Source organism: Aquaspirillum serpens DSM 68, from assembly GCF_000420525.1.
Classification (GTDB): domain Bacteria; phylum Pseudomonadota; class Gammaproteobacteria; order Burkholderiales; family Aquaspirillaceae; genus Aquaspirillum; species Aquaspirillum serpens.
Window position 1 is genome coordinate 23,918 of record NZ_ATVC01000022.1, and the last position, 12,904, is coordinate 36,821.

The 12,904-nt window shown below is 52.2% G+C and carries 10 protein-coding genes; 3 read left to right on the plus strand and 7 right to left on the minus strand.

The annotated features are described in order from the left end of the window. The 7 genes from urtE to G465_RS0106095 form a co-directional block, all read right to left on the minus strand. Positions 1 to 699, minus strand: a complete 699-nt coding sequence (urtE, locus tag G465_RS0106065; RefSeq protein WP_022653587.1) for an urea ABC transporter ATP-binding subunit UrtE — start codon at positions 697 to 699, stop codon at positions 1 to 3. A 3-nt stretch (positions 700 to 702) separates the two neighbouring features. Beyond that, positions 703 to 1,542, minus strand: coding sequence for an urea ABC transporter ATP-binding protein UrtD (gene urtD / locus G465_RS0106070; protein ID WP_022653588.1), 840 nt, complete (start codon positions 1,540 to 1,542; stop codon positions 703 to 705). Further along, a complete protein-coding gene (gene urtC / locus G465_RS0106075; RefSeq protein ID WP_022653589.1) occupies positions 1,539 to 2,639 on the minus strand; it encodes an urea ABC transporter permease subunit UrtC in 1,101 nt (366 codons plus the stop codon). Before urtC ends, urtD begins: the two co-directional genes overlap by 4 nt. 16 nt (positions 2,640 to 2,655) lie before the next feature. Continuing rightward, positions 2,656 to 4,239, minus strand: a complete 1,584-nt coding sequence (urtB, locus tag G465_RS0106080; RefSeq protein ID WP_040399239.1) for an urea ABC transporter permease subunit UrtB — start codon at positions 4,237 to 4,239, stop codon at positions 2,656 to 2,658. A gap of 86 nt (positions 4,240 to 4,325) precedes the next feature. Then, complete coding sequence (urtA, locus tag G465_RS0106085) at positions 4,326 to 5,594, minus strand: urea ABC transporter substrate-binding protein (protein ID WP_022653591.1); 1,269 nt, start codon at positions 5,592 to 5,594, stop codon at positions 4,326 to 4,328. 109 nt (positions 5,595 to 5,703) lie between these two features. Next, complete coding sequence (locus tag G465_RS0106090; RefSeq protein WP_022653592.1) at positions 5,704 to 6,612, minus strand: response regulator transcription factor; 909 nt, start codon at positions 6,610 to 6,612, stop codon at positions 5,704 to 5,706. Continuing rightward, on the minus strand, positions 6,609 to 10,052 hold the full coding sequence (locus G465_RS0106095; protein WP_022653593.1) for a hybrid sensor histidine kinase/response regulator: 3,444 nt from the start codon (positions 10,050 to 10,052) through the stop codon (positions 6,609 to 6,611). The genes G465_RS0106090 and G465_RS0106095 overlap by 4 nt, the downstream gene beginning before the upstream one ends. A gap of 51 nt (positions 10,053 to 10,103) precedes the next feature. Between G465_RS0106095 and G465_RS0106100 the strand changes: the two genes are divergently transcribed. Genes G465_RS0106100 through G465_RS0106110 form a run of 3 tightly spaced genes read left to right on the plus strand, consistent with a single transcriptional unit; the run spans position 10,104 to position 12,763 of the window. Next, positions 10,104 to 11,096, plus strand: coding sequence for a class 1 fructose-bisphosphatase (locus tag G465_RS0106100; RefSeq protein WP_022653594.1), 993 nt, complete (start codon positions 10,104 to 10,106; stop codon positions 11,094 to 11,096). A gap of 6 nt (positions 11,097 to 11,102) precedes the next feature. Then, on the plus strand, positions 11,103 to 11,987 hold the full coding sequence (locus G465_RS0106105) for an NAD(P)-dependent oxidoreductase (protein WP_022653595.1): 885 nt from the start codon (positions 11,103 to 11,105) through the stop codon (positions 11,985 to 11,987). After that, the gene (locus tag G465_RS0106110) at positions 11,987 to 12,763 is read left to right on the plus strand and encodes a hydroxypyruvate isomerase family protein (protein WP_022653596.1); all 777 of its coding nucleotides are present in this window, start codon (positions 11,987 to 11,989) and stop codon (positions 12,761 to 12,763) included. Before G465_RS0106105 ends, G465_RS0106110 begins: the two co-directional genes overlap by 1 nt. Positions 12,764 to 12,904 lie beyond the last annotated feature (141 nt).

Consider the following 12,904-nt stretch of genomic DNA (forward strand, 5'->3'; position numbering starts at 1 on the left):
TTAAATCGCCAATAACTCTCGTACACCCTCGGTAACCATCGCCTGTCCGGCACCGGCTTGCACCACTTCACCACGCGCCATCACCACATAACGATCAGCAAGCGCCTCGGCAAAATCGTAATACTGTTCCACCAACACAATTGCCATATCACCGCGTGCCGCCAGTTGTTTAATCACATGGCCGATGTCTTTGATAATCGAAGGCTGAATGCCCTCGGTTGGCTCATCTAGAATCAGCAATGACGGCTCACTGACTAGGGCTCGAGCAATCGCCAATTGTTGCTGTTGTCCGCCGGAGAGATCGCCACCTCGCCGGTGGCGCATTTGTGCCAACACGGGGAACATGTCATAGACCGAAGAGGGAATCTGCCGCCCTTTAGCGCCACGAAAACGCGCTAGCCCCATGCGTAAATTTTCTTCTACCGATAGGCGAGCAAAAATCTCCCGTCCCTGCGGCACATACGCCATGCCACGCTGTACCCGTTGATGCGGGGAAAGAGAATTGACCACTTGGCCTTGCCAAGTGATCTGGCCGCTGGCAATCGGCAAAACCCCCATTAAACAGCGCAACAGCGTACTTTTCCCTACCCCATTGCGGCCCAATACACAGGTCACCTCGCCGATAGCAGCAGTGAACGAAATATCCCGCAAGATATGACTGCCACCATAAAACTGATTCAGTTTTTCAATCTGTAACATACTTTAGCGCCCCAAATAGACCTCAATCACCCGCTCATCTGCTTGCACCTGCGCTAAGCTCCCCTCGGCCAGCACACTGCCTTCGGCCAACACCGTCACTCTCTCGGCGATGGCCTCGACAAAAGCCATGTCATGCTCCACCACCATTAAGGAATGATGGCCTTTCAAACTCAGCAGCAATTCGGCTGTTTTTTCTGTTTCGGCATCGGTCATCCCTGCCACCGGCTCATCCAACAACAACAGCCGTGGGTCTTGAGCTAATAACATGCCAATTTCCAACCATTGCTTTTGGCCATGAGATAACAAACCCGCCACCCGATGGCGTTGTTCCTGCAACCGCACTCGCAGCAATAACGCTTCAATTCGGTCGCGTTGTTCGCCAGTCAATCGAGCGCGCAAACTTGCCCACACCGAGCGCGGGCCAGCCAAGGCCAGTTGGAGGTTTTCAAACACCGTCATTGCCTCGAACACTGTCGGCTTTTGAAATTTCCGGCCAATCCCAAGCTGGGCAATCTCGGCTTCACGATAGCGAGTCAGATCAATGGTTTGTCCGAAAAACACCGCCCCACTATCGGGACGTGTTTTGCCGGTGATCACGTCCATCATGGTGGTTTTACCAGCACCATTTGGGCCAATGATGCAGCGCAGTTCACCGACACCAATATCCAGATTCAGATGGTTTAACGCTTTGAAGCCGTCAAAACTGACGCAAACCTCTTCCAGATACAAAATTGCACCGTGACGGGTATCGAGTTGGCCATCGACAAGGTGAGCGAGTCCCTTGGCTTCGCCGTCCCAGCCTTCACGCTCAACCACAGCTGTTTTAGGAGAGAAGAGAGTCATGCTGATTTTCTCCATAAGCGACGCCACCATCCCACCACCCCATGTGGCAAGAACAAAGTCGCGGCAATAAAGACGAAACCGAGGAAGAACAACCAATATTCGGGAAATGCCACGGTAAACCAGCTTTTTGCGCCATTCACCAAACCGGCCCCCAACATCGGGCCGATCAAAGTACCGCGCCCCCCCAAGGCCACCCAAATCACCATCTCAATCGAGTTGGCTGGCGACATTTCACTGGGATTGATAATGCCCACCTGTGGCACATACAGCGCACCAGCTAAAGCACATAACACTGCCGACAGCACCCAGATGGTCAATTTGAAATAAAGCGGTGAGTAGCCACAGAACATTAAGCGCGACTCGGCATCTCGCACTGCGGTCAAAATCCGACCAAATGGACTGTTGACCAACCAACGCGCCCCCAGCCATGCCAACACCAACAACGCCAACGACAACAGGAATAACACCGCCCGTGTCGCTGGTTCAGCAATCCCAAAACCAAGCAAGGTTTTGAAATCAGTAAAACCGTTATTGCCACCAAAGCCGGTTTCATTACGGAAAAACAGCAACATGGCGGCAAAGGTCAACGCTTGGGTGATGATCGAGAAATACACCCCTTTAATCCGTGACCGGAAGGCCAACCATCCAAAGATTCCCGCCACCAGCGCCGGCACCATCACAATCAACACCAATGCCCATAAAAAATGTTCACTGCCCCACCAAAACCACGGCAAGGTTTGCCAATCGAGAAAGGTCATAAAGGCAGGCAATTCGGCATCGCCTTGTCGCATCAAATACATGCCCATACCATAGCCGCCTAGCGCGAAAAACAAGCCATGACCGAGGCTCAATAAGCCGGTGTAGCCCCAAACCAAATCCAAGGCCAACGCCACCACGGCATAACACAATATTTTTCCAGCAAGGGTTAAGGTATAAGCCGAGATAAACCACGGGTGATCGGCAGGTAACAAGGCATGTGCCAACGGTAATGCCACCCCGAGCAATAACAATGCCGCTAACAGCAATGGCCCCAATTGTGGCCCTAGCCACGCCCACAGCCGCATTGAATAGGGCTGGCTCATCAGTTCACTTTGCATGATATTTCCCCTGAACTTAATCCAACACCCGACCCTTGAGGGCAAACAAACCCTGTGGCCGTTTTTGAATAAAGAGGATGATTAAAGCCAAAATGGCGATTTTGCCGAGGACTGCGCCCAACGAAGGTTCGAGAATCTTGTTCAACATCCCTAAACCAAAGGCACCTAATACCGTGCCCGCCAGTTGCCCGACACCCCCCAACACCACCACCATAAAGCTGTCAACGATATAGCTTTGCCCCAAATCAGGCCCGACATTACCGATTTGGCTTAATGCCACCCCACCTAAACCCGCCACACCAGAACCAATGCCAAAAGCCAAGCTATCTACGCGTCCAGTTGGTACGCCAACACAGTCGGCCATACGGCGGTTTTGTGTAACAGCGCGGACAAACAGCCCTAAACGGGTGCGGTTGAGCATCCACCATGTCAACAACAACACGGCACCGACAAAGGCAATAATCACTAAACGATTGAACGGCAGCGTTAAAGCAGGGCTGATAACCCAACCACCCGCCATCCAGCTGGGGTTAGCCACTTCGACATTCTGCGCACCGAACATCACCCGAACCGCCTGCATTAACACCAAGCTCATACCCCACGTTGCGAGCAGGGTTTCTAAGGGGCGGCCATACAGATGACGAATCACCAAACGCTCTAGTGCCATACCGATGGCGCAAGTCACTAAAAACGCTACCGGCAATGCCACAATCACATAGGCATCGACCCACGCAGGGGCATAGCGTTGAAAGGCCAGTTGCACCACATAGGTGCTATAGGCACCCAACATCAACATTTCGCCATGTGCCATATTGATGACACCTAGCAGACCATAGGTGATGGCCAAGCCAAGCGCCGCCAGCAGTAAGACCGATCCGAGGCTGATGCCGCTAAACAGATGACCCAGTAAATGATCGGTAAATTGTGCCGACTCAAGCTGGGCCATTGCACGCAAAGCGGCTTGACGCACTGCCGCTTGTGGCGTGCTATCCGCCAATTCTTGTAACACCACCAAGAGATTGGGGTCGCGGGTGTCGGCAAGGGTATTGATCGCGGCTAACTGTTGTGGCAGTTGATCGCTGTGCAGCTGGATACGTGCGGTGGCCAGTTGTAAGGCCGTGCGAACGGTGGGTTCTTGTTCACGCTGTAATTGAGCTTGTAACAACGGCAACCATGCAGGATTTGCAGCGTCTTGTAATAAGCCCACGGCCGCTAAACGCGCTGCGGTATCACCCTGCTGTAACTGGGTAGCCGCTTGATAACGCTCTAAGGCCATGCGGAGGCGGTTGTTTAATAACACCGGCTCCGCTTCTGCCGGTAAAGCGGTGAGGCTTTTGCCTGATGGAATGTCCACCACTTGGCCATCAGGCTGTTGCAGAAAGAATTGGCTTTCGTCGGGTGTTTGATAAACCCGTTCTTCTTGCCATGCCAACGCAGCTTCAGAACGTGCCGCTGTCGGTTGTGCCGCCCATTGTTCAATTTGTGCTGGGCGCTGTTCCGGTGAGGTGTTGACCAGTTCAGCCAATGGCGAAGCCACACTCAGGCTGGCGCAAGACAAGACCATCACAGCGCATACCCACGCCATGAACCGTTGCATCATCGTTTGCCGCATTTTGTTTTCCCCCTGTGCATTGGCTGTGGGGTGGGACAGTGCCCACCCACACAACCAGACAAATCGATGAACCCTTATTTACTTTTCACTGGGGTATCGGGTTTTTTGTCATTACCCGCGATAAACGGACTCCACGGCTGAGCACGAACAGGGGCTTTGGTTTTCCACACTACCGAGAATTGACCATCAGGACGCACTTCACCAATCATCACTGGCTTATGCAGGTGGTGGTTTTTTTCGTCCATTTTCAGGGTAAAACCAGAAGGGGCATTGAAGCTAACGCCGGCCATCGCTTTACGCACCGCATTGACATCAGTCGTACCCGCCTTTTTCACCGCCTCGGCCCACATATGGATACCAACATAGGTCGCTTCCATCGGATCGTTGGTGACTAACTTATCAGCATTAGCCATGCCTTTTTTCTTGGCCCACGCTTTGTAATCGGTAATCCACTTGGTATTAACAGGGTTTTTGACGCTCATAAAGTAGTTCCATGCCGCCAAATGACCCACCAAGGGTTTGGTATCAATCCCCTTCAATTCTTCTTCGCCCACTGAGAAAGCGACAACCGGTGTGGTGGTAGATTTCAACCCTTGGTTACCCAATTCTTTATAAAACGGCACATTCGAATCGCCGTTGATGGTGGAAATCACCGCTGTTTTACCACCGGCAGAGAATTTTTTGATATTGCCAACGATGGTTTGGTAATCACTATGACCGAATGGGGTGTAAACCTCTTCGATATCGCTGTCCTTCACCCCTTTTGATTTGAGGAAAGCGCGTAGAATTTTGTTGGTGGTGCGTGGGTAAACATAATCGGTTCCAAGTAAGAAGAAGCGTTTTGCTTCGCCGCCGTCTTTGCTCATCAGGTATTCAACCGCCGGAATGGCCTGTTGGTTAGGGGCCGCACCGGTATAGAACACATTGGGCGACATTTCCTCGCCTTCGTATTGCACGGGGTAGAACAGCAAGCCATTGAGTTCTTCATATACTGGCAACACTGATTTACGCGACACCGATGTCCAACAGCCAAAGGTCACCGCCACTTTATCTCGGGTCAGTAACTGACGTGCTTTTTCAGCAAATAGCGGCCAGTTCGAGGCAGGATCCACCACCACCGGTTCGAGCTTTTTACCCAACACCCCGCCCTTGGCGTTGATTTCGTCAATCGTAAACAGAGCCATGTCTTTGAGCGAGGTCTCAGAAATCGCCATCGTGCCAGAGAGCGAATGCAGCACACCCACTTTAATGGTGTCAGCAGCCAAGACGGTGGACGAAAGACCCGCAGACAACAGGCAGGCGGTGAGGGTGGTCAGTTTCAGAAATAAGCGGCGGGTGGTCATGGCAAAGCTCCCTGAGAAAGGTGATCAATGTTTTTGCTGCAATGCAAAAACAGCTTACCCGTGCGCCCAGTTCGCTTAAATACGTCATTTGGCGTACACCCGTGCCAGCCTAACTGCTACGCCATTTGCTCAAGGCTAACGCCGCCGCTGCAGTGCGGGTTTCAACACCTAACTTGCTGAAAATATGTTCTAAATGTTTATTGACCGTGCGGGGACTCATACCGAGGATATCGGCAATATCGCGGTTGGTTTTGCCTAAGCTCAGCCAATACAACACTTCGGCCTCGCGTTGGGTCAATGGAAAAACCTGCATCAGGCTGAGCATACTGGCTTGGTGATTTTCTTCGCGTAACACCAGCAGCCATTCCCCTTCGGTGGTTTGTTGATGCAGCGATGCCAGCAAGCGCCGGCCAGCGGTTTGATAAACCAAAGCCGAGGGCTCTTGCCCATTGAGATAAGCGGTTTGCGCTTGGGCAATCCATTGCAACAGCACAGGCGGAGCGGTGTCGCTAAGGCCAAAATAGCTTTCTAACAGCTGGCGCGCCAACGCGGTTTGCCAGACTAATTTACCGCTGGCACTGGCAATCGCTAAAGTGGCTTGACCAAAAGCGTCGAGGGCGGAACTGGCTTGGGTCAGTTGTCGTGCTTGTTGGATATGGACGGCAATCCGCACCAGCACTTCTTGTGGTTTTAACGGCTTGGTCACATAGTCGGCGCTGCCAGCAGCAAAGGCGGCTACCACATGTTCACTTTCGGTTAGGCCAGTCATAAACACAATCGGAATCGACCGCGTGTGAAAATTGGCTTTTAATGCCCGCGCCACGCTAAACCCATCCATGCCGGGCATAACCGCATCAAGCAAAATCACATCGGGCAAGGAGCGTTGCGCCCGTTGTAATGCTGACTCACCGTCGGTAGCCACCAACACCATATATCCCGCTTCATCCAACGCATCATGCAATAAGGTTAAATTATCCGGCTGATCGTCCACAATCAGCACCACACCGCAATGGTTCATATCGAATTTCCTGTTGTGGCCAATCCGCGCCGAATCCACTCCCGCAGCGCATCAAACTCAAACCGTTTCACATGCTCGCTTGCCACGGCCACAAATTCAGCGTAGCGCGGGTCGAGCATGGCTAAACGTGCCAATTCTTGTTTCATGCCGCGCACATAGCCCAAACCAGCGGCGTCAAGTAAGGGCAACAGTTCTGCTGCTGGAGGAAAAACCCTTTCTGTTATGGCTGGCACTTCTGGAGTCATGTCCTCCGCCGAATCGGCCAATAACCATGACAGTTGTAAACGTTGGCCGATCCAATCTAGCAATTCTTCAATTCGAATTGGCTTTAGCAAAAAGTCCTCGCTGGCAATTCCGACATCGTTTTCTTGCCCTTTTTCAAACGCATTGGCTGAAATAATGGCTAATTGACAATCGGTTAATTGCTTTTGTCGCAACACGCGCAATGTCTGCCAACCATCCATTCCCGGCATGGCCAGATCCATCAATACTAAGTGCGGTTTCAACTCATCGACACACGCCAAACACGCTTCACCGCTGGCAGCTTGACTGACTTCAAACCCCAACTGCGCCAGCATGGTTGCCAACATTTCGCGATCGGTATCCTCGTTATCCACCAGCAAAATACGCCGCCGCGCACCGAGATAGCCGACACGATTCCGCCGTGGCAGTTCTTTTGCCGCCACCGCCGCGTGGACATACGGCAAAAATAAGCGCACCGTGAAGTGGCAACCTTCGCCCACACGACTCTGCAAAGTCAGCTCACCGCCCATTAAATCCGTCAGCATTTTGCTGATGGTTAAACCCAAGCCGGTGCCACCGACACCACTACTGGCGGCACGCTCAAAGGGTTCGAAAATTCGCATTTGTTCGGCTTGTGCAATCCCCGGCCCAGTATCAATCACTTCAAAGGTTGCCATATCACGGCGGTAATGCAAACAAAACCGCACGCCACCACGGCGAGTAAATTTCACCGCATTGCCTAATAAGTTAATTAAAATTTGCCGCAGCCGTTTTTCATCAGCACGCACCACCGCAGGTAAATGTGCAGGGCCGCTAAAAGTAAAATCTAAGCCCTTATTGCGGGCTTGTAGCTCGAACATTGCCACCAGTTGTTGGATAAATGCCGCAAAATCTAAGGCGCGAGTGTCTAAGCGCAATTTGCCGCTTTCAATTCGAGCAATGTCCATCGTGCCTTCAATCACCGACAATAAATGGTCACCACTGCGCTGTATCACCTCTACCGCTTGCCGGCGGTGGGGGGGAATCGTGGCGTCGGCGGCCAAAATTTGGGCATAGCCCAAGAGACTATTCAGCGGTGTGCGTAATTCATGGCTAATGGAAGAGATATAACGGCTTTTTGCCTGATTGGCTTGTTCTGCCGCATGGCGAGCACGTTTTAACTGTTCATCGGTACGGCGGTGAGAATCGATTTCTTGCATTAACAAGGCTGTTTGTCGATCCGATTCTGCCTGTGCCACTTCACGACTGCGTGCCGTTAATACCATCCACCATGCCACCACCCCACTGACCAACACCAAAGCCGCCAGTAACCGCAAAAATAAAGCAGGCAAGGCTTCAGCATACAGCGCATTGGCATCTTGCCATTCAATGTAATACAGCAAACCCAAAATCAAACCCAACACACTGACAATGCCAGCCATCAGCAATAAGTAGTGGGCCAAGCCATGCGCCAAATAAGGATGTAACGCCCGTGGCAACAGAGTATGCAAACAAGACATCCATTGTGCTGATAAACGGGCTTGTGGTTTACAACGATCACCACAACGCACATCTAAGGTGCAGCAAAGCGAACAGATCGACCCTTGGTAGGCAGGACACGTTGCCATATCTGCCGCTTCGTACGATTGTTCACACACCACACATTGCAGTTGTGTAGCCGAGGCAGCCGGAGGGTGGGGTTGACGCGCTAGGTAATAATGACCTCGGGTTAGCCATGCCAATAAAGGCGCCGACAAGAACGACACCGACATCGCCACAAAAGCGGAAAACGGTTGAATGTCCTCGCCAAACAGCCCAAGGTGAGCTGCGATAGATAATATTGACGCCAATAACATCGCCCCCACGCCGACGGGATTGATGTCATAAAGATGGCTGCGCTTAAACTCAATTCCTTTTGGACTCAAGCCAAGCGGTTTGTTCAGCACCAAATCCGCCACCACCGCCATCATCCAAGAAATGGCAATATGCGAATACAAGCCCAATACCTGCCCCAACGCATGAAACACTTCCAGCTCCATCAGCATCAGGGCAATCGCTAAATTAAACACCACCCACACCACCCGTCCGGGGTGGCTGTGCGTCAGACGAGAAAAGAAATTCGACCACGCCAAAGAACCTGCATAAGCATTGGTGACATTGATTTTTAACTGTGAAATCACCACAAATACGGTAGTGACGGCAATCGCTATCGCCGTGTGGTCAAATACATACGAAAAACCAATTAAATACATCTGGTTAGGATCAACCGCTTTGTCAGCGGCCACACCATTACGCAGCGCTAAATAGGCCAATAACGCCCCGCCCAACATTTTCATCACCCCCGGTACCACCCAACCCGGCCCACCGACAATCACCGCCAACCACCACCGCCCCCGCTTACCTGCCTCTGCTGCTGGCATAAAACGCAAATAGTCGGCCTGTTCGCCCATTTGAGTAATCAGCGCAATGCCGACTGTTAATGCCGCACCAAACAAGTGCCAATCAAAACCGGCTGGGGCAGTATGTGCACCGGTGTATTGCCATAAACCGGTCAGGGCATCAGGGGCATGCCATAAGACAAACAGATAAGGCAGTAGCAATAACACCGCCCAAAGGGGTAAGGTCCATTGTTGTAAGCGACTAATCACCGTGACCCCGTGCATCACCAACGGCAACACCACCAAAGCACAGACCAAATAGCCCCATGCCGGTGGCAGGCCAAACCCCAGTTCTAGCGCATAGGCCATGATGGCGGCTTCGAGGGCAAAGAAAATAAAGGTAAATGAGGCGTAAATCAGCGAGGTGATCGTTGAGCCGATATAACCAAATCCGGCACCACGGGTCAGCAAATCCATATCAACGCCATAACGCGCAGCGTAGTAACTGATCGGCAACCCAGCCAAAAAAATAATTAACCCAGTGGCTAAAATCGCCCAAAACGCATTGAGAAAGCCCGTTTGCACCATCATGGTCGCCCCAACGGCTTCTAACACTAAAAAAGCAGCCGCCCCACCAGCAGCAGTATTGGCCACTTGCCATAGCGACCAACGGCGGAAACGCTGCGGGGTAAAGCGCAGCGCATAGTCCTCGAGCGTTTCGCTGGCAACCCAGCGGTTATAGTCGCGACGGAGGGTCACAATCGGCGGTGGGGATGAAGTTGGGCGGTCCATACCCAGCAAAGCCAGCAAAAACCCTGCCATCGGTTTTGTTTCTCGCATCAAGCTAGTTCATAATCGCGGCTGAACTTATCTTGATTAGGATTGTGCCTTATGTCATCCAGCATCAGCTTGGCCCGTTTTCTGGCAACCGCCCAACAGCAACAACACCTCGACCATGATTTAGCGGCCTTAATTAGCGCTGTGGCGCGTACCTGTGTTTCCATCAGTGATGCCGTTAGCCAAGGGGCATTGGCAGGTGTGCTGGGTGAAGCCGGTACCGGCAATGTGCAAGGGGAAGATCAGAAAAAATTAGATGTGATTGCCAATCAAATGTTGCTCGATGGTCTGGCATGGACGGGGTTAGTCAGTGGTATGGCATCAGAAGAGATGGAACATGCCAGCCCTATCCCTGCCGAATACCCACAAGGCCCTTACTTATTATTGTTTGATCCTCTCGATGGCTCATCCAATATTGATGTCAATATTTCGGTTGGCACCATTTTCTCGATTTTGAAGCGTGGCGAGGGTGAATTAGAGTCACAATTCTTACAAGCCGGTAGCCAACAAGTGGCCGCTGGTTATGTCTTATATGGGCCACAAACCATGTTGGTGCTCAGCACCGGTCAAGGTGTGCAAGGGTTTACCTTGGACCGGCATTGTGGCGAATTTATGCTGACACAAGCCAATATGACCATTCCCACCGCAACAAAAGAATTCGCTATCAATATGTCGAACCAACGGCATTGGGAAGCACCGGTACAGCGTTATATTGCCGAATTGCTGGCTGGCAAAACCGGTGTGCGTGGCAAAGATTTTAATATGCGTTGGGTGGCCTCGATGGTGGCGGAGGTGCATCGTATTTTGACCCGTGGCGGCATCTTTATGTACCCACGCGATGCCCGCGACCCAAGCAAACCCGGCAAACTGCGCTTGATGTATGAAGCCAACCCAATGTCTTTCTTGGTAGAACAAGCCGGTGGTGCAGCCACCAATGGCCGCGAGCGGATTGTGTCATTACAGCCCGAAGGCTTGCATCAGCGTGTCTCGGTGATTCTCGGTTCGAAGGAAGAAGTCGAACGGGTCACGCAATATCATTTTGAGTAAGACAGCATGACAGAGATGTTAAGTCTAGGATTTGCTGGGCTGGGCTTGATGGGCCAGCCGATGGTGCGGCGGTTGTTAGCAGCAGGGTTTACCGTGCAAGTGTGGAACCGCCACCCAGACAAAGCCGCTGCGCTGTTGGCACTCGGGGCGACATGGGCAGACACCCCACAGGTTTTGGCAGAACAATGCGATGTGGTGATGTTGTGCTTGGCTGATACGGCAGCGGTGGAACAGGTGGTGTTCGGTGAGCACGGCTTGATTCATGCGCAATTAGCACAGGCGCGTGTTTTGGTGGATTTTTCCAGTATCACACCAGAAGCCACCCGCCGTTTTGCCGCACAGGTCGCCGAACAACAACCCTTTCAATGGATTGATGCGCCGGTATCCGGTGGGGTGGTTGGCGCCGAGCAAGGCAGCTTGGTCATCATGGCCGGCGGTGATGCCGAGGCTATCACCGGTTTAGCGCCAGTGTTTTCAGCTTTATCTAGCCGTGTCACGCGGATGGGTGATGTGGGCAGCGGCCAAGTGACTAAGCTGTGTAATCAATTGATTGTCGCCGCCAATGCGGTGTTGATTGCCGAGGCAGTGGCCTTAGCTGAAAAAGCTGGCGTTGATCCCGATTTATTAGCCCCCGCGCTGGCCGGTGGTTTTGCCGATTCCAAACCGTTTCAAATACTGACGCCACGCATGGCACAAGCGCAATATGAGCCGGTGCAATGGAAGGTGGCGACATTATTGAAAGATTTACGCAACGCCCTCGATAGCGCACAACAGACCGGGCTGGCGCTGCCAGTAGCCAGTCAAGCCGCAGCACAGTTAGCACAACATGCCGAGGGTTTTAGTGTGCAAGATTTATCCACTTTAATTGAATTGTATCGGAAGGCCATCTAATGCCGCGCTTTGCTGCCAATCTCTCGCTAATGTTTACGGAAGTGCCTTGGGCAGAACGGTTACATGCGGCACGCATGGCAGGGTTTGACCGTGTGGAAATTCAGTTTCCTTATGCCATCCCCTTGCATGATTGGCAGCAATGGCAACGGGAAAGCGGAGTTGAGATTGTGTTAATCAATGCCCCAGCCGGTGATTTAATGAACGGGGGTGCAGGTCTGGCTGCTGTCGCTGGGCAAGAGCAAGCCTTTCAAGCGGGTATTGAACAAGCCTTGCGTTATGCCGAGGGTTTGGGGGTAAGTTGTGTCAATGTGTTGGCGGGTCGGTTAGCACCCGATCATCAACCGGCACAAGCATGGCAATTGTTGACCGAGAATGTGCAACACGCGTGCCAACGCTTCGCCGCCCATCTCGATTGCACCCTGACCAGCGAAGCCATTAACCCATTTGATATGCCGGGGTTTTTGGTGAATCGTGGGGAGGATATGCTGCGCCTGCTGGAATTGGTTGATTGTCCTAACTTGGGTCTGCAAGTCGATATTTATCACTTTGCTCGACAACAGCTGCCGATTTTGCCTTTTATCGAACAACACTTACCGCAGTTGGCACATATTCAGTTTGCTGATTGCCCAGGCCGCCGCGAGCCGGGATCGGGTGAATTGGATTTTGTTGAGATTTTCAGCGCCATCGATCGACTGGGTTATCGCGGTGTTGTCGCTGCGGAATACCATCCCTCGGTGCAAACTGAACACACGTTGTTTTGGTTAGAAGCCGATTAGCCAGCATAGGACGTTTTGGCGAAACGGATTGAAGCAAACTGTAACGGTCAAATACCCTGCGCCCTTGTTTCATTACCATTCCTCCAAAACCTTCTTCATCCCCCTATCTTACTGTCCGCTGACATTAGACCATTACACCTT

Bases quoted from the DNA above. Each gene is read 5' to 3' on its own strand.
- G465_RS0106105 (WP_022653595.1), top strand. From the start codon at position 11,103: ATGACAGAGATGTTAAGTCTAGGATTTGCTGGGCTGGGCTTGATGGGC.
- urtC (WP_022653589.1), bottom strand. From the start codon at position 2,639: ATGCAAAGTGAACTGATGAGCCAGCCCTATTCAATGCGGCTGTGGGCG.
- urtA (WP_022653591.1), bottom strand. From the start codon at position 5,594: ATGACCACCCGCCGCTTATTTCTGAAACTGACCACCCTCACCGCCTGC.
- G465_RS0106100 (WP_022653594.1), top strand. From the start codon at position 10,104: ATGTCATCCAGCATCAGCTTGGCCCGTTTTCTGGCAACCGCCCAACAG.
- urtE (WP_022653587.1), bottom strand. From the start codon at position 699: ATGTTACAGATTGAAAAACTGAATCAGTTTTATGGTGGCAGTCATATC.
- G465_RS0106090 (WP_022653592.1), bottom strand. From the start codon at position 6,612: ATGAACCATTGCGGTGTGGTGCTGATTGTGGACGATCAGCCGGATAAT.
- G465_RS0106095 (WP_022653593.1), bottom strand. From the start codon at position 10,052: ATGCGAGAAACAAAACCGATGGCAGGGTTTTTGCTGGCTTTGCTGGGT.
- G465_RS0106110 (WP_022653596.1), top strand. From the start codon at position 11,987: ATGCCGCGCTTTGCTGCCAATCTCTCGCTAATGTTTACGGAAGTGCCT.
- urtB (WP_040399239.1), bottom strand. From the start codon at position 4,239: ATGATGCAACGGTTCATGGCGTGGGTATGCGCTGTGATGGTCTTGTCT.
- urtD (WP_022653588.1), bottom strand. From the start codon at position 1,542: ATGACTCTCTTCTCTCCTAAAACAGCTGTGGTTGAGCGTGAAGGCTGG.